Origin of the sequence: Methylotenera versatilis 79 (assembly GCF_000384375.1) — a bacterium.
Lineage (GTDB): Bacteria > Pseudomonadota > Gammaproteobacteria > Burkholderiales > Methylophilaceae > Methylotenera_A > Methylotenera_A versatilis_B.
The window spans coordinates 2,454,823-2,477,535 of record NZ_ARVX01000001.1 but is presented as its reverse complement, the minus strand read 5'-3'; the positions used below and the strand labels follow the sequence as shown (position 1 = coordinate 2,477,535).

Sequence of the window (22,713 nt, the reverse complement as noted above, 5' to 3'; positions counted from 1 at the left end):
GTCAAAAGTTTACCAGTTTGGTCAAATTTTGCATGAATTCTTGGCGATCAATTTCGCGGCCACCAAAGCTGGTTAACAGTGGCGTTTTCATCTGGCAATCAATCATGCCGATTTTTAATGTTTTTAAGTGGTTAACTAAATGCACAAAAGCGACTTTTGAAGCGTCGGTTTGTGTATGAAACATGCTTTCACCATAAAACATCTTGTTGATAATGACGCCATAACAGCCGCCTACTAACTGATTGTTATGCCAGCTTTCCATACAAATGGCGTGACCATTTTTGTGTAAATCACAGTAGGCGTTAATCATTTCAGCTGAAATCCAGGTGCCAGCTTGATTCAGCCGTTTAGATTCGCTGCAAGCTGTCATCACTTCACGAAACGCAGTGTTGAAACGTACTTCAAATAATTCTTTTTTAAGCGTTTTTTTAAGTGAGCTGGAAATTTTTAGCTCATCAGGAAATAGCACCATACGTGGATTTGGACTCCACCACATCACTGGTTCGCCTTCGTTAAACCATGGGAATATGCCTTGACTGTAAGCGCTTAATAAACGCGCAGCATTTAAATCGCTACCAATCGCAATTAAGCCATTGGGTTCGGTTAATGCCTGGTTTAATGGTGGAAAAGGGCAGTCGTTCTCAATCGCCGCGACTTGTCCAGTCTCTAGTTGGTAATAGCCGATACTCAATTTAACCAAATCCTAATAAATGGACATGCTTAAAGTAACATCCAAGCCGCCATCACTGCCATTAATAGATCTTCAATAATCGTGACAGTAGTCATGGGTAAATTAAAGCCCGTGCCTAAGCAAGCGCAGCGGATTTTCTGTTTATTCATCACAGCTTTAATCACACCAAAGCTAGAGAACAGCATAACGATTAACGTGATTGCATTGACGAGTAGCGGTTTGAAATTGATTAGGTAAGCGATGCCAAGAGCTAGCTCAATAAAGGGATAAATAAAGCCGTAGTTATATACACGTTTTGCCAGCAAATCGTACATGGCATAACTGCTGGCAAAGCCTGCTAAATCCAACATTTTGAAAAACGAAAACACAAGAAAGAAACCCGCCATAAAGTTGGGCATAAAACGATGTAATATAAATTCACCATGCGTGTATTCCACTGCCAAAGTGACTAATAAAATATAGGCAAAAACCAGTATTAAAGGTTTATAAGTGGTAAACCAATTAGTCTTTTCGACCTCAGTTTGCGTGGCTGCTATTGTTGATTTGGCAGCAGGTTGTTCAATCGGATGCAAAACATAATGCCCGACTTTTGCTAGCGCACTATTCAATGTAGTCAAATCTGCAGTTGTACTTTTTAGCACTGCCTGTGGTGGTTCAAGTGTTACTTGGACGGACTCTGAAAATGGCGCCAAAGTTGCTTTAACGCGATTAACGCAACCGCCGCAGGTCATACCTGTTACTGAATAAACAGTTTTCATTGTTTTAATTCCATTGTCTTAAATCTATTGTCAAAATTTTTAATTTGATCCATTGGTGATGATATAACTGTCACAGTTTAGTCAACTATTACCAATTTTTACATCAAACTTACAAATAATAGCTTTTTAATCAAGCAATTAGAGCGTAAAATGCGCGCTTAATATTTGTCTGGCCTATTACTTAGCCCATCATGGAAGTCTACACCAATAATCTAGCGAAACCGATTCATACCTACCGTCCTTATTGGGCGAAGCGTTTTGGCACGGCCAAAATGTTGCCGATGACGCGTGCGGAAATGGATGTATTGGGTTGGGATTCGTGCGACATTATTTTGGTCACAGGCGATGCGTATATCGATCACCCCAGTTTTGGTATGGCTTTAGTGGGCCGCCTGTTAGAAGCACAAGGGTTTCGAGTCGGCATTATCGCGCAGCCAGACTGGCAAAATGCCAGCGCATTTAAAGCATTAGGCAAGCCAAATCTCTATTTCGGCATTACAGCCGGCAATATGGATAGCATGGTGAATCGTTATACCGCTGACCGTAAGATTCGTAGTGATGATGCGTACACGCCAGATGCTGCGCCCAATAAACGCCCCGATCGCGCAGTGCTGGTTTATAGCCAACGTTGCCGCGAGGCATACAGTCAAGTGCCACTGGTTGTGGGCAGTATTGAAGCCAGTTTGCGCCGTATCGCACATTATGATTACTGGTCTGATAAAGTGCGCCGCAGTATTCTGGTCGATTCTAAAGCCGATATTTTGCTTTACGGCAATGCGGAACGTGCGCTGGTTGAGTTGACGCATCGCATCGCTAAAGGTGAAAAAGTCGCGGATATTCAAGATATTCGCGGAACCGCTTTTTTGCGCAAACAGATTCCTGAAGGTTGGGATGAGATTGAAAGTACTAAATTAGATCGCCCTGGCACCATCGACAAACCGATTGACCCGTATGAAATGAAAATGGGCAAAGCGGATGCCAGTTGCGCGACAGAAGAGAGTAGCGCAAAACCAGTATTACCAACAGGCACTAATGTCATCACTGTAGTACGTAAGCCAAAAGCCGATAGAAGCAAACAAGTCGTGCGTTTGCCCGATTATGAGGCTGTATCACGTGATCCGATTTTGTATGCGCATGCCTCGCGCGTGTTGCACTTAGAAGCCAACCCAGGCAATGCGCGTGCGCTGGTGCAAAAACATGGCGATAGGGAAGTGTGGCTGAATCCGCCGCCGATTCCGCTGACGACCAAAGAAATGGATTACGTCTACGATATGCCATATGCGCGTGCGCCGCATCCGATCTACAAAAATGCCAAAATCCCTGCGTGGGAGATGATTCGTTTCTCAGTCAATATCATGCGCGGCTGTTTTGGCGGTTGTACATTCTGTAGTATTACCGAACATGAAGGCCGCATTATTCAAAGCCGTAGTGAAGAATCTATTCTGAAAGAAGTAGAAGAGATTCGCGATAAAGTCGATGGTTTTACTGGCGTCATTTCTGACCTTGGCGGGCCGACTGCCAATATGTATCGCATTGCTTGTAAGTCTGAAAAAATTGAGCAGTCGTGTCGAAAACTGTCCTGCGTTTATCCGGGCATTTGCGAAAACTTGAACACAGATCATAGCGCGCTGATTCAGCTATACCGTAAAGCTCGCGCCATTAAAGGCGTTAAAAAGATATTAGTCAGCAGTGGGTTACGCTACGATTTGGCGGTTAAATCGCCAGAATATGTCAAAGAATTGGTGCAACATCATGTTGGCGGCTATTTGAAAATCGCGCCAGAACACAGTGAAGAAAACGTGCTAAGCAAAATGATGAAGCCAGGCATGGGCGCGTATGATGAATTTAAAGCCATGTTTGAGAAATTCAGTGCAGAAGCGGGCAAAAAGCAGTATTTGATTCCATACTTTATTGCAGCGCATCCTGGCACGACTGATGACGATATGCTTAACCTTGCGCTTTGGCTAAAAAAATACGATTTCAGGCTAGATCAAGTGCAAAACTTTACACCAACGCCAATGGCGATGGCGACTGCGATGTATCACAGCGGTAAAAATCCATTGCGTAAAGTGACGGCAGATTCTGAAGATGTGCCGATTCCAAAAGCGGGCGGCGTACGCAAATTACACAAAGCGTTTATTCGTTATCACGACCCTGCAAACTGGCCAATATTGCGCGAAGCTTTGAAAAAAATGGGGCGCGAAGATTTGATTGGTAATAGCAAAAAACATCTGGTGCCAGCATTCCAACCTGCTGTCATGGGTGCTATCCGTCAATCAGATGGCAGTACGTTTAAATCCAATAAACCCTTGCCAGCCAAGAAATACGGTAGCTTACCGAAATCATTTAACAATATGAAAAACGCGGCAAGGCCAGCGCGTATTAAATAAACCATTGTTAAATAGTTTTTGGGTAGAACAGTTTAAATTCAGCAAACATTGAATCAAGCAGGTTTTTTATCTTGAGCAAACGAAAAGTTAACCACTTTTTAAGCACAAGAAAAGTGTTAACCTTAAGTTTGCTTTGATATTTTAAACTGGCGAATCATGCCAAATCTGAACCAAATGCTGTATTTAAAAGTCTTTAAAGAGCGTTCACTTAAAGGGTTTTGCATGTTTCGCTATCAATCCGCAGCCAAATCAATCGTTATCGGCTTTCTACTCAGCGCATCATTAACATCGCAAGCCACCGAAAAAGGCTTGTTTTGGAAGATGGAATCACCGACTGGCATTGTCAGTTATCTTTTCGGCACTATGCACACGGATGACAATCGCGTGACCGACTTCTCACCTAGCGTGATTGATGCAATCAACAGTGTCGATACTTTCATCATGGAAACCAAGCAGGATAATAAAGACCCTAATGCGTTGCTGATGCAAGACGCTACTTTGCGCGAAATGTTGACTGAGCAAGAGCTTGAACAAGTACGTGAGTTGGCAGATTTTCATGTGATGCATCTGGATGCGGCGCTGCGTATGAAACCCTGGTTGCTGGCGGTGATATTTGATCTGCCCAAACCGCAAACGCCTTTTGCGCAAGATAATTTATTGATGACAAAATCCGAAGAGTTATTAAAGGATGTTGAAGGATTAGAAACCAGCAAAGCGCATTTTGGTGTGATGGATGATTTTAGCCGTGAAGAGCAATTGGTGATGTTGCGCGCCGTGTTAAAACGCACGCAAGCACAAAAAGAAGCAGATTTTGAGCGATTGATAACCGCTTATTTGAATGGCGACTCTGACAAAATTAGTGCGCTGGATGAAAAAATCACTAGCGGCATGTTGCCTAAACCTATTTGGACAAAGATGCGCACTAAGTTACTGGATGAACGCAATCTGGTGATGGCAGAAGGTAGCATTCAAGCGGCAAATGAAAAGCCAGTATTTGTGGCGGTTGGTGCATCACATTTGGCGGGGAAAACGGGTTTGATCAATGCGTTTAAAAAAGCAGGTTTTAAGCTAACTAGAATGACCAAGTAGCGCAATTAATTACCAATATCGCTATTAACTATAAAAAACTTAACTGATTTAATTGAGTAACTTTTAAAACGAATCATTAAATTACTTTGCAAACAATTAAGTCACTGGCAATTTAATGTTGACATAAGTGCTAGATTTTTCTGGCCTGGAACACCACCAAATTAGCCAAATCAATAAAGCTTGTACTGGAAAACGCACAACTAATAGCCATTCTGGAATGCTGGGAAATAAGTTGGGATGTTGATACATATAAATGTTGGCAAGCGTGACGATTGTCGTTAACGCCATTAAGCCATAGCCCGCTAAACTTCTGACAGGCTTAATCCACAAGCCAATTGCGCCTAATAACTCAAACGCTCCGCTGATATATACGCAAGCCAAATGGAACGGAATATACGGCGGCATAATGCGCAAGAAGGGCTCAGGATTGGCAAAATGCATGACGCCGCCAATTACAAACCAAGTTGTTACAAAGATTCTAGCAGCTGTTTTCCAATGTCGATTCTGTTGATAATTAGCGGATTGAAAATCCAAATTATCCTTAAATTCATTCACAGAAATTCACTTAAAAATCCGTTCAATAACATTAACTGCTATATTTTGTTTTAAGCCGCTCGTAATCGCTTAAATAATCTTTGGCTAAGCTGTCTTTTTGCTTATCGCTCAGTAATTTTCCTGATAATTGAAAGAAGGCTTTTTCTTCCTCATCTAAATGATGATGCACTTTATCGCACAAGGCTTTCGCGCGTGTTAACCAGCCTTGCACAGTTGGATCGTTGGTGGTTAATTCTTCCATCAACTCTTCCATTTCATGATGTTCTGACAGCGCGTGACGTGAGATAGAAAGACCAGCATCTTCCATCATAATCGGACAGTACAAAAAGCGTTCTTCAGCCGCGGCGTGCGCTTCTAATTCGACTTTTAATGTTTTAAATAATTGTTTACGCGATTGTGCGTTGGGTTCGCTGGCCAATAATTCATCACAAAGCTGTCTTTGCGTATCGTGGCTTGCTCTTAATGCTTCGTAAATGTTCATATTAACTCCAGCTAATAGAAGTGTGATTAGCAATTCTTTATTATTAACAGATACTTAATGCCTATTGATAGTTAACTTTAAGGCTTACATATGTTCTTCATTTGCGATTTTTTGAATGTAAGCTGAAAAATCGGCATCTTCACCTTGCAAAAGGCGCGGTAACTTGAATCTGAAATCATCGCGTTCACACCATTCGCGCATGTAATCATCCCACGAAGCCCATCTGCGACGTTGTTTGCCAGACATATTGTCTTCATAGGCCAACAAATAAGCGCGTTCAAATAACGAAATCAATATTTCAAAGATCACATGGATACGTTCGCGTTGTTCTTCAGTTAAATCACTGATTTCACTTTGTGAACGTAATTTCAAATCTGGGTTTTGCATCACCAATTTTAAGAAATCGGTATAAGCGTCTGACAACATTTGGTAGACGGCTTCTTCTTCGTTTTCGCGCTCTTTACGTTGTTGCCAAATAAAAGCAAAAATACCTAATGGCAAACCAAAGGCGGTAACGATATAACTAATCAGCTCCCAAGTTTGAATATTTAACATAAGTTTTATACACAAGCCTTTATGCAAAGCTTAACAGTTAAAAATTAAACATTAATTTATACAGCCATTAATGCTGTGCGTTTGAAAATCGATCAGCTTCCAATTCAATTGCTTCAATGGCCAAATCAAAATCCATTGATTTATCAAAGAAATAATGCACGCCTAAACTTTTTGCTAAGCTACGATAATGCGGGTGCGCATGATTCGTTAACATCATCAAAATCGGTTGTGGAAAAGGATAGCCAGCTTTTTGAATATGCCGAATCACTTCAAAACCATTACCTTGTGCCAGTTCAATATCTAATAACAAAATGTCGAATGGTTCTACGTTTAACAACTCCATCGCTCTTAGTTGCGTGTCTGCTGTGCCAGCTACTGCAACTTGCTCCAAGTTGTTAATAGTTTCGAATAATACTTCGCGTAATAAAGTAGAGTCTTCTACTAATAACATTTTCATTGGTTCAAGCTTGCGTTTTGCATCACCTAAAACACTGGTGTTTTGTGCAGATTTGTTCGTTAGATTTTTATTAAAATCTGACATTTTGTATTGTTCGTTATCACTCATTAAATATCCAACACAGATACTACGATATTTAGTATGTCAATACTATCCGCTTCCGTCTTACAGACGGCTACAATTTCTGAAATCAATGACAAAGATTTAATCATGTGATTAGTCCGTTTTTGATCGCATAATAAGTTAGATCAGCATTGGTTTTAAGGCTCATCTTTTCTAAAATGCGTGATCGGTAAGTACTGACGGTTTTAACGCTAATATTTAACTCTTCGCCAATTTCAGTCGCGGTTAAACCGCTGGATAATTTAAAAAATACTTGAAATTCACGGTCGCTTAAGGTTTCGTGCAATTGTTTTTCGGTTGGATGACTGAGTTGCTCGCTCATTAATTCGGCTAATTCGGCTGAAATATAACGTTTGCCGTTAGCGATAGTGCGGATGGCTTTGATGATCTCATCAGAATCCGCATCTTTAGATAAATAGCCTTTACAGCCGTTACGAATGAGATTGAGCGCATATTGCGCTTCGGCATAACCGCTTAAAATTAACACCGGTAAATCGGGGGCAACATGTTTTAAATCATGCAAAGTATCTACGCCATTTTTGTCTGGCATCGAAATATCTAATACGACGATGTCATATTGATTGACGCGTACCATTTTAATGGCTTCTAAACCCGATCCAGCTTCGCCTGTCACAGTTAAATCTGCTTCAAGCGCAATCAGGTTTTTTAAACCTTGACGCACAATGCTGTGGTCGTCAACTAACAGAACATTTTTCATGAATAAGTGAGCCTAAATCCAAATGGTATAGCAGGATAAATACTATTTAACCTGCCAAAGTTAACCTGCAAATTCAATCAAAAAATTATCGATTGGCTTCATCTGAAGTATCCGCTGTGCCATCAAGGCCGTTTTTGAATACTTGCCAATCATTTTCAACTTGTACCATAGATTTTGAAAAAAGCGGTTGTTTTTTCCAAGTGTGGCGGATAGCAAAGAAAATACCTATGCTGACTAATAACGGTAAAATCATTGTTACTCCTAATATTATATCGCGGTGGGGGCTGTTCCATGCTGTTGCAAACAGCCACATTAAAGCCGTTAACCCGGAACATAACAGTGCTAAAAAGATAACCACGAGACCAATAAAACTATTGGCGGCGCGTTTCATATCTTGATTCAATTGCTGTCTAAATAAAGAGGCGTGGCTTTCAACCAGCGCCGCAATATTTCTTTTCACTTCGCTAAAATGACCTGCAGCATTACTTGTAAAATGCTCTTGCGCATCTTGCATACGGTTACGCAAGAATTTGGCAATCAATAATTGGGCAGCTAATTTCAACGCAGTGTTCCACATAAGTCATGTCTCGGGTTAATTTGTCGGATTAATGTTTTTATTGTTTTACTGCAGACTATTATCGATCAGATTGTTTAGAACCTAAAATATAACCCAACAATAAACCAGCACCAATCGCCAAGCCTAAGCTCACTAAAGGTTTATCTTGCACTGTGTGCACGGTACGCTCTTTGCCCGCAGCATAAGCATGTGAAACCTCATCTTTAACAGTGCCTTTTAACTCATAAGCTTTGTCTAAGATTTGATTTTTAATCTGTTCAACGTTTGAAGAGCTGGCATATTGGTTGATCAATGATTTCAAGCTATCAACCACGCTTAAAGCTTCATGTTTAGTTTCTAACGTTTTTTGTTGCAAGTTGCTGCCAACTCTTTCGGCGCTACGTCTAACGTCGTTTGCAACGTCTTCTACATTGTCTTTAACAGTGTCAGCCAAGTTAGCTGCTTTATCTTTTAACTCTTCTTGTTTGTTTGAATTAAACATGGTGAATTTCCTTTATATATGTCAATTTATAAAATACAAATTTATGTAACGATTAAATAAAAATTAAGATAGTTAACGCTATTTTTAGTCAAAAAATTGACCAAAAAATTCAATTAATTAACGTTTTCTACCCATGATGAACGAAATGATAGTCACAATTAAAAATACAAAAAATAGAATCTTTGCAATTTCAGTTGCACCAGCTGCGATACCACCAAAGCCAAAAACTGCGGCAATGATTGCAATGATAAAAAATACCACGGTGTAATGAAGCATTTTGAACCTCCTTATAAAATTATATTATTAATTATGTTGTAAATTAAGTACGTTGAATGCACAGTTGCTACTTTACGTAAATGCCATTTTTGCAATCAGCAGCCTTTATCTGATAGTTTTGTCAGAAAGCGCTTACAAGGCGCTAATTACTTGGCTTCAATTAAAATACCAAGCTAATGCCGAGTACTGCGGCGGCAACAACTAATAGCGCTAAGATAATAAAGATGAAGAAGAAAAACTTAGCGATTTTTGTGGCGCCAGATTCCACACCTTTAAATCCTAACAAGCCTGCAATAACGGCAATAACGAAAAAAACGAATGCGTAATACAGCATAATGGATCCTTTATAAAATCAGTAAGTTAAACCTATGCTCACATCATACCAAGCCAGTTTCAACGGATTAGACGCTATAATCTGATTTTGATGTCAGAGAGCGATTACAAATTTTGAGCACCACTACACAAAAATTTGCCAATAAAGTGTTAGAAAAATTCATGTTCTACATTGATGTATGTTGGCGCGTGTTTGAAAAGCTGATTGTGTTGTTGGGCGGGCGCACCATTGCAATGTTGGCTGTGGCCTTGCTGATTACGATGGTATCTGTGCTGTATAGCGACAATTGGATACTTTCAATCGGCCGTCAAGATATTGTAATCAATCAAATTAGAACCAATATCGTCACCTTAAATAAATTAAAAACCAATTTATATAAAGCCGAAAGTGCACAACGCGGTTATTTACTCACCAAAAGAGAAGAATATATTGAGCCGTTCGAAACGGCGCTAACTGCTGGTAGAGAAAATATCGATAAGATTGAAAAGTTGATTATTAACACTACGTCAGGCAATGAACAAATTGAACAGCGCGAGTGGTTAAAAGCTATTTCTGCGAGCTTAGAGTCAAAAGCCACCGAAATGAAATTGACGCTTAATTTGAGTAGGACAGGCAAACCGCTTGTAGCGCGGCAAGTGATGAGCTTGGATGAAGGTCTACTTGAAATGATGAAGTTCATGGAGCACACCGACATTGTCATTGAAAATCAAAATAATGTTTTAAACGAAAAAACTAAAATTAAACAGCGCACGATTTTAATCGCGCGTATTTCAATCTATGGCAGCGCATTAGTATTAATTTGGATTGTAGTGTTGGTGATTAAGCAATTGCTGGCGGAAATTGTGATTAAAAGTCAGCTGCAACAGCGCGTATCCAAAGAAAATACGATTTATGAAGAAAAGCTGCAGCAACAAACTAAATTGTTGCGTAGTTTGGCGCTTGATTATCAGGCCGATGTGGAGCGTGAGCGACATAAACTATCCCGCGAATTACATGATGAATTAGGTTCTATTTTTACCGCAACCAAAATGGATCTTGCCTGGGTGATTAAGAAGATGAAAGATGTTGTGCCAGAAGTTGCCCAAGAAGTGGTGACTAAGTTACGCAAAACCACTAGTTATGTCGATCAAGGCATTCAATATCAGCGCCATATCGTACAAGAACTGCATCCTGCCATGTTATCTACTTTTGGTTTTTGGCCTGCGTTACATTCGCTGATTCATGATGCGGCTGAACGCAATCAATGGGAACTGGCTGTAAACTTGCCCGATGAAAATACAAAATTGAATGAAACACTGAGTTTAGTCACTTACCGCATTGTGCAAGAAACGCTTAATAACGCGAATAAATATGCCAAAGCTAGCAAAATTTCTGTTGATGTGCTTGTGGATGCGCAGTATATCAAAGTGGAAATCGAGGACAACGGTGTTGGCGTTGATATGAATGCCTTAAATGGAAATACGCATGGTTTGTCTGGCATGCGACATCGTGTATTAGCTATTGGCGGGCATTTTGAAATATCAAGCGAACTAGGCAAAGGCGTTAGAACACGCGCTTTGATTCCTCTTGATTTTGAGGCCTAATTTATAGTTTCATTCAATATTACTCTTCTTAAATTAAATCCAACTAAGCGTATTAACGCTAATGCGCTAAGCATTTTTCTAACATTCTGTAGTCTTAATCTGACAATACAATCAGTATAAGTTGGATGTGTTAAACACGCTCTCCTACGTAATATGGCGACATTACACAAATCAGTGTGCGATTAAATTCGCCAACAGAATCTGGTTTGTGTTTTAAATTAGTTATCAATATTTGGGAGTTATCAATGAATACTTTATCAACACTAAAATCAACAACTTTAGCCATTGCATTGGCATTCGGTGCAACGAGTGTGCAGGCGGCTACATTAGATTCAAACGCTGTTGCAGACTCTGTTGAAAATGGGCGATTTTCGTTGGAAACAGAATTTAAAAAATTAGATACTGATTCAAATGGTTTTCTCAGCCAAACCGAATTTAGTAAAGATGAATTTTTTACCAAAGGCCATTTTACAAAAGCAGATATTGACAAAGACGGTGCCTTAAACCAAGAAGAGTATGTTAATTATAAATCGGGCGCTCAAAAGCAAGCAGTAAAAAGAGTTACTTCAGATAGTGTGATTACGTCTAAAGCAAAAGCAAACCTTTTGGCAGAGAGAAATTTTAAAAGTACACAAATCAGTGTAAAAACTTTCAATGGTGTTGTGATTTTAAGTGGTTTTGTGGATGATGACTTGGCTAAAGCAAAAGCGGAAGCAATCGTCAGCAAAATAGAAGGCGTTAAATCGATTACAAATAGTTTAGTAGTGAAAGGTTAAGTTAATTAGCCAACTTTTTGGGAGTGAATGGTACGGCGCTAAATTTGACACTTTATAGCCACTTAGCACAAGCTAAACTGCTACAAAATACAATTCACTGCTATTAAGGTAACTAGCTAACTTCCCCTTAAAAGCCGCATGCTTAGTCAAGCATGCGGCTTTTTATTGTCTATTGAAAGTATTTATGTTCAAGCATTAACGACGTTTTGTAGTCCATAGCTGACAAAACAATCAGCCCATATTGGATTTTTAGAAATGGTCAACGTGTTTAATATTGTCTTACTGCAAGATTGAATTCATGCACCGTTAAATAAATAGATTTTAATTTAACTTAATTACATGATTTTTTAGGAGCAATATAATGCATACAAATAAATTGATGCGTACTTTTAAACCATTAACCCTAGCGCTTGTTTTAGCATTTGGTGCTGGGACTGCAATGGCCGAAGAGGTAACAGAGCCTGCACGTGCCGGCACGGTTGATGCAAACGACAATACACCTTATGTAGCACCAGTTGAAACTTCTACAAACACTGATTGGATGTCGCCATTAGCGGCTGAGTTTGTTAAGTTGGATAAAACTGGCAATGGTTTGTTATTGCCGTATGAGGCTTCAAAGGATAAAGCTTTTAACAAAAAAACCTTTGCAAAAGCGGATACTAATAAAGATGGTTATATTGATCAAAGTGAATATGTCTACTTTAAAACGGGTAAATTGCCAGATGAGCAGGCTACCAATAACAGTGCTGCACAAGGTCAAATGGCTCTAACTGAACAAGAGTCTGTAGTAGTTCAACAACCTGCAGACTCTACTGCTGTTGCGGCAACTGAATCAAATCGCACAGTGGGCGCAGTTGTAGATGACAGCGTGATTACTGCAAAAGCGAAAGCTAAGATTTTAGGCACTAAACAATTAAAAAGCTTACAAATTAGCGTAGAAACGCGGGATGGCGAAGTGCTATTAAGCGGTTTTGTCGATAGCCTTGCAGCTAAAACTAAAGCGGAACAAGTCGTTTCTCAAATCGCTGGTGTTAAATCTGTTCGAAATAGTTTAGAAATTAAAGGTTAATTTTTAGTTGAATTAAGCTGATTTTAATCATTAATTCTATCTAATTAACTCAAGTTAACCTATAAAGTTAACCAATAAAAACGCCCAATTTATTTGGGCGTTTTTGCGTGTTAAGTAATTGTTTGTTAATGTTTAAGTTTAAGGGTTAACGTGCGGCCCAGCTTTATAGTTGATTATTTCCACAGTTTGCGGCACGTAAATCAATTCATCCGTTGCAAATCCCAGCTCTTTTGCACGTGCAACTAAATGTTGTTTAATCGGGTAAGCCAGTTGTGGCGTGCGCGATAATATCCACAAATAATCCTTGCCGCTAGTCACCATCGCGTAATTGTAATAAGGCCTATCTAAATCGATAATATGGTATGGCGCGTAAAATGGACCAAAAAAAGACACTTTTAATTTGCCAGTATGTGTGCCGTCTTTATTCGCCGGGTCTACAAAATAAGCTTTGCCTTCCGCTTCATTCCACTCATTTTTTTTGGCATTATAACCGCGGTTAATCACCTTAATCGTGCCGTCTGCATTTTGAATGTAATTCGCCGTGACATTTTGTAATCCACGTTCAAAACTATGGTCTAGCCGCGCAATCTCATACCAAGTGCCAACGTATTGATTCGCATCGATATTATCGATTACTTTGATTTCTTCTTGCTCATCAGAACAGGCAATTAGGCTAAAACACAAAGCAATCAATAACATTTTTTGTAGTAGATTTTGCATAGGTTTAATCCTTTTTGTTTTTAAGATAGTGCGCGATAAATTTATCTAATTCCGCTGCAAAAGCTTGTCTGTCAGATTGATTAAATGTGGCTGGTCCACCGATTTCCGCACCTTGGCTGCGTAGCTCATCCATCATATTACGCATTGCCAAGCGTTCTGCAATATTCGCTTGCGAATACATTTCTCCGCGCGGGTTAAGCGCATGTGCGCTTTTTGCAATGACTAGAGCCGCTAATGGAATATCTGCTGTAATCACCAAATCACCGGCCTGCAATGCTTGAACGATAAAATTGTCCGCTACATCAAAACCTTTATCCACCTGAATAGCAAAAATGTTGGGCGATGGCGGCACACGAAGCACCGCATTTGCAACCAACGTGGTATGAATGCCTGTGCGAATAGCCGCACGAAATAGAATCTCTTTAATGACAACAGGGCAAGCATCTGCATCCACCCATACTTTCAAAATTTATTTATCTCTATTCCCACTATGATGCGCAGGCTTGCTTGCATTGGGCTGATTCATATTCTGAAAAGGCTTTTGTTGTGCTGGCTTTTTCGCTTGCGCTGGTTTGTTGCCAGTCGCCTGATTCGCTTTAGGCTGTTTATTTCCAGCGGGTTTATTACCTGCTTGCTTATTTCTCGGCGGCTGATTTCTAGGTCCGCGCGGTGCTTCTGGCTCTAGATGCGTTGGTGCTTGAAAACCTTCTACGGCCACTTTTGGAATCTCACGCTTAATCAGTTTTTCAATATCTTTTAAGTATTTGGCTTCTTCAAAATCCACCAATGAAATCGCAGCGCCACTGCTACCAGCACGGCCTGTACGACCAATACGATGCACATAATCTTCAGGCACGTTTGGCAATTCAAAGTTCACCACTTGTGGCAATTGGTCAATATCCAAGCCGCGTGCAGCAATATCCGTCGCTACTAAAACAGGAATATCACCATTTTTAAACTCGGCTAAAGCTCTAGTGCGTGCGCCTTGGCTTTTATTGCCATGAATCGCCGCGGCAGGAATGCCATCTTTGATTAATTTTTCTGCCAGACGATTCGCGCCGTGTTTGGTGCGGGTAAATACCAATACTTGCTGCCAGTTATTGGTTTTAATCAAATAGCTCATCAAGCTGGCTTTGTGCGCTTGTTTAACCAAATGCACGGTCTGTTCAACCATTTCAGATGCCGTATTGCGGCGCGCGACTTCAATGAAACCAGGTTTATGCAATAAGCCATCGGCTAGTGTTTTGATTTCATCTGAAAACGTAGCAGAGAACAGTAAGTTTTGACGCTGTTTTGGCAACATCGCTAACAGTTTTTTAATATCGCGGATAAAGCCCATATCCAACATGCGATCTGCTTCATCCAGCACCAAAAATTCCACGGCTGATAAATCCACTTTGCGCTGATTGGCTAAATCCAGCAAACGGCCAGGTGTGGCGACCAAGATATCAATCGGCTTAGATAATCGATTGATTTGCGGGTTAATATTCACGCCGCCAAATACCACCATCGATTTTAAGTTTAAATATTTGCCATAAGTTTTAACTGATTCTTCAATCTGTGCCGCTAGTTCGCGTGTCGGCGTCAGCATTAAGCAACGTGGTTGGCCAACTTTATTTTGTTTGGGTTTAGAGTGCAGTAAATGCAGCAAAGGCAAAGTAAAGCCAGCGGTTTTCCCTGTACCAGTTTGCGCACCAGCCAGTAAATCGCCACCGTTTAAAACAACGGGAATCGCTTTCGCTTGAATAGGTGTTGGTGTTGTGTAACCCGCGTCGATAATCGCGCGCAAAATCGGTTCAGCAAGGCCTAACTGATTAAAGTGCAAGTTAACGGTTTCGGCAGGCGTGCCTGTATTAATAGGTTGAGTAGATGCAATAGACAAAGTGAAACTTTCAAAAAACTAAAGTTGGCCTGTTGTTATTGTTAACAACACCAATCGAGACAAACAAATATAAGGGAAATAAAAATATGGCCGCTGCACAGATTGGTTTTTGCAGGGTGAGGGTATTATACGGGGTAGTGCTGAGAACAAGAAAAATAGTTTTAATTAACTAAGAAATTAAATTGCAACTTATTTAATTTGTACAAATGCTTCATCTAACTTGCGATACATGTTCAATGATTTTTCAGATTCACCCTTAATATTTTCATAAAGTGATTCTGCTATTACTCTAATAGCATGTCTCTCTTGACTTGAAAGTTTGGGATAGTTATAAGTTTCCATGTGTTTAAGTATTTTATTTTTTCTTAAAATGAATAGTTTGCTTGAGTCGCCATCACACATATTAGCCAATTGTTTTTCCCAAGAAGCATATTTTTTATTTGAATCCTTTTTTCGTTTATTACAATCATTGCATACTGGTACTACGTTGCCCGGATGATGTAAGCCATATTCTAAACGATTAAACATTATTAGATGTTCAATTTGAAGCTTCCCTTCTTCACCGCAATAGGCACATAAGTCATTAAATTCTTTGCGTATTCCATCCCAGATTTTCTTTCCACTACCTGAGCCAGTATTAAAAGATTTTTTTAAATAATATTCACCGACTGAGGTTAGAAAGGAGCGAACTGCAGTATTAGCTGTATCAGAAGGGGTATTGTATACAGCCATAGTTTATTTTCTGCTTAATGTTGTTGTCTTAGGTTTTGCATATCAGCTTCACTTAACCACTTCCATTCCCCAACTTTTAAATCATCAGGCAGTTTTAACTCGCCAATTTGAATACGTTTTAACGCGTCAACACGATTACTAATGGCGGCGACCATGCGTTTCACTTGGTGATACTTGCCTTCTGCCAAGGTCATGTGAATGACGTTTTCACTGATTCTTTCACAAGCTAGCGCGGCTATTGGTGCATCTTCATCGATTAGCTGCACGCCTTTTAAAATATGTGCGATCTGCTCATCGCTAACGGGGTGTTTGCAGGTGACTTCGTACACTTTTGGTACTTTGTGTTTGGGCGAACTCATGCGGTGGATAAATTGACCGTCATCTGAAATCAGTATCAAACCAGTGGTATCTTCATCCAGCCTGCCAATACATTGTACATCGCGCACTACTAATGGATGCGGCAATAAACTATAAATAGTGGGGTGGTGCTGAGTTTTGTGTGAGCATTCGTAATCGGATGGTTTGTGTAGCATCAAATAAGATTTTTCGCGGTAATCCCACGCTTCACCTTTAACGGTAAAAGTCAGGTTTTCTAGTTCAAATTGCGTATCAGGATCATCACATAATGCACCATTAACAGTGATTTCTTCATTGATAATCATGATGCGGCATTGTTTACGTGTGCCGAAACCTTGCTTGCTTAGAATACGTTCTATATCGAGTTTTTTAGCCATGCGTGCATTATAAAGCACGCTTCATTATCTTGAAAAAGAAAACGCCCGCATCTATCGGGCGGGCGTTCAAGTTTAAGCGTTATCCAGGTTGAATTAGATTAATCTTCTTTACTCAAAAATTTATACACTAGCGCACCAATTACCGCGCCAACAATAGGAGCTAGCCAAAATAGCCATAATTGGTCTAAGGCAATGCCGCCTTCTAATAATGCAGGGCCAGTGCTACGTGCTGGGTTAACTGATGTATTGGTGACAGGGATGCTAATCATATGGATTAATGCAAGTGTAAAACCGATTGCCAATGGAGCCAAGGCTGCTGGTGCGCGTTTGTCTGTAGCGCCCATGATGATGAATAAAAACATGGCTGTCATGGTGATTTCGGTGATTAAAGCCGCTGTCATGCTGTAACCGTGTGGTGAGTGCGCACCAAATCCATTAGACGCTAATCCGCCAGCGTAGCCTTCCATACCGCTTGCAATCGTGCGGATAAGTAGGGCAGCTAGTACAGCGCCAATGACTTGCGCAATAATATAATGCGGTAATTCTGCGGCTTTAAAACGTCCGCCAGCCGCGAGGCCGATTGAAACTGCTGGGTTGAGATGACAGCCTGAAATATGACCGATTGCGTAGGCCATGGTTACAACTGTTAGACCAAAGGCGAACGCAACGCCTAAATAACCTAGCCCTAACTCTGGGATTCCAGCCGCTAAAACCGCGCTGCCGCAACCGCCTAACACCAACCAAAAAGTACCAATTAACTCTGCTATCGAACGTTTTGTTAATGACATTTTAAGCCTCCCAATATAGTGATTTTTAATAGAGTAATGCGCAAAATAATTTACGCTTAATAATGAGAATGAACAAGTTGCTTTGGGTTAAAATGGGTTTAACTTTTGTAAATTTTTGTGTGGATTTCTAATTCCTATTCTTATGAGCTTTAAACATATTACCTCGCGCGACAATCCCATTTTTAAATACCTAAAAAAGCTGGCCGATAACGCACGCGAAAGAAGACAAGAAGGCAAAACGGTTTTAGACGGCGTGCATCTGATTGAGGCTTATTTGCAGACTTTTGGTGAGCCAGAGTTAATCATTATTCCTGAAGGAAAAAGTACGCTGGAAGCCAGCAATTTGATGCAACAGCTTGAACATGTGAATACGATTATGTTTCCAACGCTGATGTTTGCAGAATTAACACCAGTGGCAAGCAGCACAGGTATTTTGGCGATTGTGAAAACGCCTGCTTTAGAAATACCAGCGCAACCGCAATTTGTGCTGATGTTAGAAGATATTCAAGACCCAGGTAATTTAGGCAGCATGTTACGCACAGCGGCAGCGGCAGGCGTACAAGCCGTGTTTTTAAGCAAAGGTTGTACGGATGCTTGGTCACCCAAAGCGTTACGTGGCGGGCAGGGCGCGCAGTTTGTGTTGCCAATAATAGAAGGCGCCGATTTAAGCGCGCAGTTGCAAAACTTTGATGGTAATAGTTACGCCACCACGATGGACGGCGAATCGTTGTACAGCCAAGACCTAACGCAAGCCAGCGCGTTTGTGATGGGAAACGAGGGCGCAGGGTTAACCATTAAAACCATTCAACATTGTAGTAAACGTATTAGTATTCCCATGAGTCAAAGTAGTTTGGCCATAGAATCGTTGAATGCGGCTGCAGCTACGGCTATTTGTTTGTTTGAACGCAAACGGCAATGTGATTAGTCATATTATTAGCCGATGTAATAGATTGGCAGGGAGTTGCAGGGGAAAGTAAAAGGAGTAGAAGTAATGACAGAATTGTTTATAGATACACCGTTAGTTTCAAGTCGATTAACAAAAGCGCAATTGATTCATAAACCGAGTGTTAAACCAAAACAACAAGCTTTTTCAGTGATAGAAATAATGGTTGTGGTCGCCATTATGGCGATATTAGCGATGGTTGCGATTCCGTCTGGCATAGAGCGCATTATCAGAGAACAAGTATCTGCCGCTATTCCGTTGGCAGAAGCAGCAAAAGAGCCAATTGCCGCGCAATGGAAGGCGACAAAGACTTTGCCGGTTGATAATAAAGAAGCGGGTTTGCCCACGCAGGATAAAGTGGTGAGCAATTTGATTGGCGCGCTACAAGTGGATAAAGGCGTGATTCACATGACTTTTGGCAATAAAGCCAGAGCGCAATTGCAAGGTAAGATTTTGACCATTCGCCCAGCGGTAATTGAAGAATCGCAAGCCGTACCAATTGCGTGGGTTTGCGGTAACGCGCAAGCGCCAGCCAATATGACGGTGTTTGGTGAAAACAGAACCAATATTGACGTTAAGTTTTTGCCTTTTGCCTGTAAATAATGGATTAAGTTTTGCTTAAATATTAGTGCTTGGCTTTGCTGATGCTAACAGCTGCTTCAGTTGCCAATAATTGCGCGGTATCTACGGCATCGAATAGATAATGCTTATTACAAAAGTCGCAATTCACTTCAATTTTTCCGAATTCCGCCAAGATACTATTTAGCTCATCTTCACCCAACATACGCAACATGCTTGCTACGCTGCTTTGGTTGCAACTACAGTGAAATTGTGTGGATTTTGGCTCGAACAAGCGCACATTTTCTTCTGCAAAAAGTCGGGTTAACAGTGTTTCAGCAGGCAAATCTTTCAGCTCTTCATTCGTGATGGTATTGGCTAAAACATTCATGCGATTCCACGCATCATCGTCTAATAATGGCGTTGACACATTGCTGGAACTAACGCCGCCTAAATTTCCGCCGAAATCTGGCAGCTTTTGCAACAGCAAACCACTTGCGCTGGTTTCATCAGCATGTAGCCAAAGAGAAGTATCAATTTGCTGGCTGCGCAACATATAGTTTTGCAGCATTTCCGCCACTGTTTCACCCTCAATCGGCACAATACCTTGATAAGCTTCGCCTTCTTTTGGGTCTAACGTAATAATAAATTGACCATTTTTTACCAGATCGAAAAAAGGTTTTTCTGCAATTTTATTGGTCTGTGTTTCATCCCATTTTGCAGTTGCGCGCATATTTAAATCTGAACTGCATTCCACCACCAATAATTTAAGCGCACCTTTGCTTTGTATTTGCAGCACCAAAGCGCCATCCATTTTTAATGTTGCCGATAACAACGCGCTGGCGGCCATTAGCTCGCCCAACGCATGTTTTAAAACACTGGGCAAGGTTTGGTGTTGCAACACTTGCGTGTAAGTAGTATTTAAACGTACCAAATTGCCGCGTATGGGCATGGGCTGATGCAAACTGTCTTCAAATATAAAGTGGTGCAGTGTGTCCGTAAGGTTTTCGGTAAAATTTTCAATAGAATTTTTCATAACGTGTATTTTAACATTGGCTTATGCGTTAACTTAAATTGCGTTTAAAAATAGCAATTAAAATAAATAAAGCCCACGTAAGTGCATGGGCTTTATTAAAACAATCTCTAAAAATAATTGCTAATTAGAAGCTGTAAATCAACGTCGCGCGACCAGTAATTGGTGAGCCCGGTGTGATGTTGTTATTGGTATGTGCATAAAGTGCATATTCTTTATTGGTTAAGTTTTCTAGGTTAACTTGTAAACGTAACTTTTCACTGAATTTTCCGTAAATTGCTGCATCATAACGTGTGTAACCTGGCAATACAGTGCTTGCAGCAGCCGTAGGCAATGCTGCATAACGGTCAGATGTACTCACAATACCTAAAGCTACTGCCCACATATCGTTAATCTCATATTTATTCCATAAAGATAAGGTGCGATCTGGTGTTTGTGCCAATTCTGTGCCTTTTAAGATTGCGCTATTACCAGTGCCTTGCTGCTTAGTAATTTCACCATCTTGGAATGCAACGCCGCTAAACACGCTCCATTTATTCGTAATATTGCCAGAAAGACCTAGTTCAATTCCCTTGGTTTCTTGGCCGTCAACTAAAATGGATTGAGTTGTATCATTTGGATCGGTGATGATGATATTTTCACGTTTTAATTTATAGACTGCTGCAGTTAACGCTAAATTGGAATTAACATCCCATTTAGCACCAACTTCGTAATTAATGAATTTCTCTGGTTTAAAAGTTGAGTTAACGACTGTTAATGAAGTGAGTTGATCACCTGCGCGTGGCACGTAAGAGACGCTGTAATTGGTATAGATTGAAACAGCCTCAACTGGTTTGAAAATCAAGCCAGCACGAGGCGCTAACAAGTTATTACTTACGTTAATATTGCTATTATTGACTAAATCAGTGAAATCGGTATCAAAGTTATCGTTACGTAAGCCAACAATCGCTTGCCATTGCGGTGAAAAAATAATTTGATCTTGCAAATAAAACGCAGCCACGGTTACATCACTTTTCCGATTATTGCCTAATGTATTAAATACAATGCCTGATTGCGTTGGATTAAGGCTGGCAACTGGAACTGCTAAGTTACCACCGGTTGCTGTTAAACGTTTACTAGTAGTGTCTTGTACAGAGAACTCTGCACCTGCCAATAATTTATGTTCAACACTACCCAATTTTGCCGTGTAAGTTAAATCAGTTTGATTGATGAAGTTTTCACGTTTTGTTTCATCACGATAGGCACTAAGTAGCAAAGTGCCGTCATTTCTAACAGCACTATTTGCGAATACGTTTTGGTAATATTTATCATAATTAGCGTAGCGAGAGCTATTTTTAACGGTGATGCCGCTATCAAATGAATGTTCTATTGAGGCATTAAAAGCGACGGTTTCAGTTTCAGTAGGGCTTAAACGGGCATTACCAAAAAAAGTATCTTCATCGCCAATGTTAAATGGGCGATTTTTTAATGTCGAGTTACCTGCGCCATTTACTGATGGCACACCACGATCAGCCACACGTTTGTCTTTGAAATACTCCATGCCAACTACGATTTTTGTATTCTCATCTGGGCGAATCGTGACGGTTGGTGTGATACCAAAGCGTTCTAAATTAACGCCGTCACGGTAAGAATCTGAGTTTTCGTAAACGGCATTTACGCGGAAAGCGATTTCATCATTCAGCGCTTGGCCGTAATCAGCAGCAATACGTTTTTGGTCATAAGCGCCGTAACTAGCAATTAATTCGCTAATCGGTGTCCATCCTGCTTGTTTGCTTACGCGGTTAAGTGCACCACCTGCGCCGCCGCGACCAAATGCCATACCGTTTGGGCCTTTTAATACTTCAATACGATCTGTGTTGTAAATATCGCGATAAGTTTGCACATCATCACGCAAGCCGTCTATAAAAAAATCACCAGTCGTTGCGTTGCCGCGGAAAATCAATGCATCACGATTACCTTCACCTTGTGCGGCTTGCACGCCAGGCACATAACGAATGGCTTCTGAAATGCTTTGAATTGATTGGTCTTTGATTAAGTCTTGCGGAATAACGGTAATTGCTTGTGGCGTATCACGTAATTCTGTTTCTGTTCTGGTAGAAGAGCTGCTTTTTTTCGCGTTATAACCTTTTACTGGTTGCGTGTCGCTAATGCGCTCTGCATTCACATCCACTTGTGGCAGATTGACTGTGCTGGTTTCAGCAAAAGCGGTGGCTGAAAAAAATAGCGTGCTGGTTAACGTACTGCTTAAAGCAATTGCTAATACAGATAACTTGGGTAACTGAGAGTTGCGCGCCAGTTTTTTGGGTGTTGTAGCGTGTTGCATTTGAATCTCCGGATGATTAATTTATTATTTATAATTTTGAACCGGAACTTTAACATTAATGAGAAGTGTTATTGTTTGTGATTAGGT

The 22,713-nt window shown here is 40.6% G+C and carries 26 protein-coding genes; 7 read left to right on the top strand and 19 right to left on the bottom strand.

Going from position 1 to position 22,713, the window contains the following annotated elements; genetic code table 11:
- Window position 1: 1 nt before the first annotated feature.
- Both aat and METVE_RS0111935 read right to left on the bottom strand, forming a co-directional pair.
- Window positions 2-700, bottom strand: coding sequence for a leucyl/phenylalanyl-tRNA--protein transferase (gene aat / locus METVE_RS0111940; protein ID WP_020168722.1), 699 nt, complete (start codon window positions 698-700; stop codon window positions 2-4).
- Window positions 701-720: 20 nt separating this feature from the next.
- On the bottom strand, window positions 721-1,449 hold the full coding sequence (locus METVE_RS0111935; protein WP_020168721.1) for a heavy-metal-associated domain-containing protein: 729 nt from the start codon (window positions 1,447-1,449) through the stop codon (window positions 721-723).
- Window positions 1,450-1,640: 191 nt separating this feature from the next.
- Between METVE_RS0111935 and METVE_RS0111930 the strand changes: the two genes are divergently transcribed.
- Window positions 1,641-3,839: a YgiQ family radical SAM protein gene (locus METVE_RS0111930; RefSeq protein ID WP_020168720.1), complete on the top strand. Its 2,199-nt coding sequence runs from the start codon at window positions 1,641-1,643 to the stop codon at window positions 3,837-3,839.
- Between the two features lie 156 nt (window positions 3,840-3,995).
- Window positions 3,996-4,928, top strand: a complete 933-nt coding sequence (locus METVE_RS0111925; RefSeq protein WP_020168719.1) for a TraB/GumN family protein — start codon at window positions 3,996-3,998, stop codon at window positions 4,926-4,928.
- Between the two features lie 96 nt (window positions 4,929-5,024).
- Here METVE_RS0111925 and METVE_RS12630 read toward each other — a convergent pair whose 3' ends face one another.
- The 9 genes from METVE_RS12630 to METVE_RS12745 all read right to left on the bottom strand — a co-directional run bounded on the left by METVE_RS12630 (window position 5,025) and on the right by METVE_RS12745 (window position 9,485).
- Window positions 5,025-5,483, bottom strand: coding sequence for a DoxX family protein (locus tag METVE_RS12630; RefSeq protein ID WP_020168718.1), 459 nt, complete (start codon window positions 5,481-5,483; stop codon window positions 5,025-5,027).
- Between the two features lie 31 nt (window positions 5,484-5,514).
- The gene (locus METVE_RS0111915; protein ID WP_020168717.1) at window positions 5,515-5,964 is read right to left on the bottom strand and encodes a hemerythrin domain-containing protein; all 450 of its coding nucleotides are present in this window, start codon (window positions 5,962-5,964) and stop codon (window positions 5,515-5,517) included.
- An 84-nt stretch (window positions 5,965-6,048) separates the two neighbouring features.
- Window positions 6,049-6,519 (bottom strand): hypothetical protein, encoded by a 471-nt coding sequence (locus METVE_RS0111910; protein WP_020168716.1) that lies wholly within the window; start codon window positions 6,517-6,519, stop codon window positions 6,049-6,051.
- 67 nt (window positions 6,520-6,586) lie between these two features.
- The gene (locus METVE_RS0111905) at window positions 6,587-7,084 is read right to left on the bottom strand and encodes a response regulator (protein WP_232415338.1); all 498 of its coding nucleotides are present in this window, start codon (window positions 7,082-7,084) and stop codon (window positions 6,587-6,589) included.
- Between the two features lie 100 nt (window positions 7,085-7,184).
- Complete coding sequence (locus METVE_RS0111900) at window positions 7,185-7,817, bottom strand: response regulator (protein ID WP_020168714.1); 633 nt, start codon at window positions 7,815-7,817, stop codon at window positions 7,185-7,187.
- 85 nt (window positions 7,818-7,902) lie between these two features.
- The gene (locus tag METVE_RS0111895; RefSeq protein WP_232496453.1) at window positions 7,903-8,379 is read right to left on the bottom strand and encodes a phage holin family protein; all 477 of its coding nucleotides are present in this window, start codon (window positions 8,377-8,379) and stop codon (window positions 7,903-7,905) included.
- 73 nt (window positions 8,380-8,452) lie between these two features.
- Window positions 8,453-8,875, bottom strand: a complete 423-nt coding sequence (locus METVE_RS0111890) for a DUF883 C-terminal domain-containing protein (RefSeq protein ID WP_020168712.1) — start codon at window positions 8,873-8,875, stop codon at window positions 8,453-8,455.
- A 117-nt stretch (window positions 8,876-8,992) separates the two neighbouring features.
- On the bottom strand, window positions 8,993-9,151 hold the full coding sequence (locus tag METVE_RS12750) for a DUF1328 domain-containing protein (RefSeq protein WP_020168711.1): 159 nt from the start codon (window positions 9,149-9,151) through the stop codon (window positions 8,993-8,995).
- Window positions 9,152-9,311: 160 nt separating this feature from the next.
- Window positions 9,312-9,485: a DUF1328 family protein gene (locus tag METVE_RS12745; RefSeq protein WP_020168710.1), complete on the bottom strand. Its 174-nt coding sequence runs from the start codon at window positions 9,483-9,485 to the stop codon at window positions 9,312-9,314.
- Window positions 9,486-9,598: 113 nt separating this feature from the next.
- Here METVE_RS12745 and METVE_RS0111875 point away from each other — a divergent pair, with 113 nt between their 5' ends.
- The 3 genes from METVE_RS0111875 to METVE_RS0111865 all read left to right on the top strand — a co-directional run bounded on the left by METVE_RS0111875 (window position 9,599) and on the right by METVE_RS0111865 (window position 12,913).
- Entirely contained in the window at window positions 9,599-11,068 is a 1,470-nt protein-coding gene (locus METVE_RS0111875) for a CHASE3 domain-containing protein (RefSeq protein WP_020168709.1), read from the top strand.
- A gap of 245 nt (window positions 11,069-11,313) precedes the next feature.
- A complete protein-coding gene (locus METVE_RS0111870; protein WP_020168708.1) occupies window positions 11,314-11,844 on the top strand; it encodes a BON domain-containing protein in 531 nt (176 codons plus the stop codon).
- 361 nt (window positions 11,845-12,205) lie between these two features.
- The gene (locus METVE_RS0111865) at window positions 12,206-12,913 is read left to right on the top strand and encodes a BON domain-containing protein (protein WP_020168707.1); all 708 of its coding nucleotides are present in this window, start codon (window positions 12,206-12,208) and stop codon (window positions 12,911-12,913) included.
- A 138-nt stretch (window positions 12,914-13,051) separates the two neighbouring features.
- Here the strand turns inward: METVE_RS0111865 and METVE_RS0111860 are convergent, their stop codons facing one another.
- From METVE_RS0111860 to aqpZ, 6 genes are all read right to left on the bottom strand, one after another.
- Window positions 13,052-13,633 (bottom strand): lipocalin family protein, encoded by a 582-nt coding sequence (locus METVE_RS0111860; RefSeq protein ID WP_020168706.1) that lies wholly within the window; start codon window positions 13,631-13,633, stop codon window positions 13,052-13,054.
- A 4-nt stretch (window positions 13,634-13,637) separates the two neighbouring features.
- Window positions 13,638-14,099 carry a YaiI/YqxD family protein gene (locus tag METVE_RS0111855; RefSeq protein ID WP_026362125.1) on the bottom strand — a complete coding sequence of 154 codons (462 nt, stop codon included), beginning with the start codon at window positions 14,097-14,099 and terminating at the stop codon, window positions 13,638-13,640.
- 3 nt (window positions 14,100-14,102) lie between these two features.
- A complete protein-coding gene (locus tag METVE_RS0111850; RefSeq protein WP_020168704.1) occupies window positions 14,103-15,515 on the bottom strand; it encodes a DEAD/DEAH box helicase in 1,413 nt (470 codons plus the stop codon).
- A gap of 189 nt (window positions 15,516-15,704) precedes the next feature.
- Window positions 15,705-16,247 carry an HNH endonuclease gene (locus METVE_RS0111845; protein ID WP_020168703.1) on the bottom strand — a complete coding sequence of 181 codons (543 nt, stop codon included), beginning with the start codon at window positions 16,245-16,247 and terminating at the stop codon, window positions 15,705-15,707.
- A 14-nt stretch (window positions 16,248-16,261) separates the two neighbouring features.
- Window positions 16,262-16,981: a pseudouridine synthase gene (locus METVE_RS0111840; RefSeq protein ID WP_020168702.1), complete on the bottom strand. Its 720-nt coding sequence runs from the start codon at window positions 16,979-16,981 to the stop codon at window positions 16,262-16,264.
- A gap of 98 nt (window positions 16,982-17,079) precedes the next feature.
- Entirely contained in the window at window positions 17,080-17,769 is a 690-nt protein-coding gene (gene aqpZ / locus METVE_RS0111835) for an aquaporin Z (protein WP_020168701.1), read from the bottom strand.
- Between the two features lie 142 nt (window positions 17,770-17,911).
- Here aqpZ and METVE_RS0111830 point away from each other — a divergent pair, with 142 nt between their 5' ends.
- Window positions 17,912-18,694, top strand: coding sequence for a TrmH family RNA methyltransferase (locus METVE_RS0111830; RefSeq protein ID WP_020168700.1), 783 nt, complete (start codon window positions 17,912-17,914; stop codon window positions 18,692-18,694).
- Between the two features lie 66 nt (window positions 18,695-18,760).
- A complete protein-coding gene (locus tag METVE_RS0111825) occupies window positions 18,761-19,315 on the top strand; it encodes a pilin (protein WP_020168699.1) in 555 nt (184 codons plus the stop codon).
- 22 nt (window positions 19,316-19,337) lie between these two features.
- Here the strand turns inward: METVE_RS0111825 and hslO are convergent, their stop codons facing one another.
- Both hslO and METVE_RS0111815 read right to left on the bottom strand, forming a co-directional pair.
- Complete coding sequence (gene hslO / locus METVE_RS0111820) at window positions 19,338-20,306, bottom strand: Hsp33 family molecular chaperone HslO (protein WP_020168698.1); 969 nt, start codon at window positions 20,304-20,306, stop codon at window positions 19,338-19,340.
- A 124-nt stretch (window positions 20,307-20,430) separates the two neighbouring features.
- On the bottom strand, window positions 20,431-22,626 hold the full coding sequence (locus METVE_RS0111815; protein ID WP_020168697.1) for a TonB-dependent receptor: 2,196 nt from the start codon (window positions 22,624-22,626) through the stop codon (window positions 20,431-20,433).
- Window positions 22,627-22,713: the final 87 nt, after the last annotated feature.

Bases quoted from the DNA above. Each gene is read 5' to 3' on its own strand.
- METVE_RS0111935 (WP_020168721.1), bottom strand. From the start codon at position 1,449: ATGAAAACTGTTTATTCAGTAACAGGTATGACCTGCGGCGGTTGCGTT.
- METVE_RS0111930 (WP_020168720.1), top strand. From the start codon at position 1,641: ATGGAAGTCTACACCAATAATCTAGCGAAACCGATTCATACCTACCGT.
- METVE_RS0111925 (WP_020168719.1), top strand. From the start codon at position 3,996: ATGCCAAATCTGAACCAAATGCTGTATTTAAAAGTCTTTAAAGAGCGT.
- METVE_RS0111915 (WP_020168717.1), bottom strand. From the start codon at position 5,964: ATGAACATTTACGAAGCATTAAGAGCAAGCCACGATACGCAAAGACAG.
- METVE_RS0111910 (WP_020168716.1), bottom strand. From the start codon at position 6,519: ATGTTAAATATTCAAACTTGGGAGCTGATTAGTTATATCGTTACCGCC.
- METVE_RS0111905 (WP_232415338.1), bottom strand. From the start codon at position 7,084: ATGAGTGATAACGAACAATACAAAATGTCAGATTTTAATAAAAATCTA.
- METVE_RS0111900 (WP_020168714.1), bottom strand. From the start codon at position 7,817: ATGAAAAATGTTCTGTTAGTTGACGACCACAGCATTGTGCGTCAAGGT.
- METVE_RS0111890 (WP_020168712.1), bottom strand. From the start codon at position 8,875: ATGTTTAATTCAAACAAACAAGAAGAGTTAAAAGATAAAGCAGCTAAC.
- METVE_RS12750 (WP_020168711.1), bottom strand. From the start codon at position 9,151: ATGCTTCATTACACCGTGGTATTTTTTATCATTGCAATCATTGCCGCA.
- METVE_RS12745 (WP_020168710.1), bottom strand. From the start codon at position 9,485: ATGCTGTATTACGCATTCGTTTTTTTCGTTATTGCCGTTATTGCAGGC.
- METVE_RS0111870 (WP_020168708.1), top strand. From the start codon at position 11,314: ATGAATACTTTATCAACACTAAAATCAACAACTTTAGCCATTGCATTG.
- METVE_RS0111865 (WP_020168707.1), top strand. From the start codon at position 12,206: ATGCATACAAATAAATTGATGCGTACTTTTAAACCATTAACCCTAGCG.
- METVE_RS0111860 (WP_020168706.1), bottom strand. From the start codon at position 13,633: ATGCAAAATCTACTACAAAAAATGTTATTGATTGCTTTGTGTTTTAGC.
- METVE_RS0111845 (WP_020168703.1), bottom strand. From the start codon at position 16,247: ATGGCTGTATACAATACCCCTTCTGATACAGCTAATACTGCAGTTCGC.
- METVE_RS0111840 (WP_020168702.1), bottom strand. From the start codon at position 16,981: ATGGCTAAAAAACTCGATATAGAACGTATTCTAAGCAAGCAAGGTTTC.
- aqpZ (WP_020168701.1), bottom strand. From the start codon at position 17,769: ATGTCATTAACAAAACGTTCGATAGCAGAGTTAATTGGTACTTTTTGG.
- METVE_RS0111830 (WP_020168700.1), top strand. From the start codon at position 17,912: ATGAGCTTTAAACATATTACCTCGCGCGACAATCCCATTTTTAAATAC.
- METVE_RS0111825 (WP_020168699.1), top strand. From the start codon at position 18,761: ATGACAGAATTGTTTATAGATACACCGTTAGTTTCAAGTCGATTAACA.
- hslO (WP_020168698.1), bottom strand. From the start codon at position 20,306: ATGAAAAATTCTATTGAAAATTTTACCGAAAACCTTACGGACACACTG.
- METVE_RS0111815 (WP_020168697.1), bottom strand. From the start codon at position 22,626: ATGCAACACGCTACAACACCCAAAAAACTGGCGCGCAACTCTCAGTTA.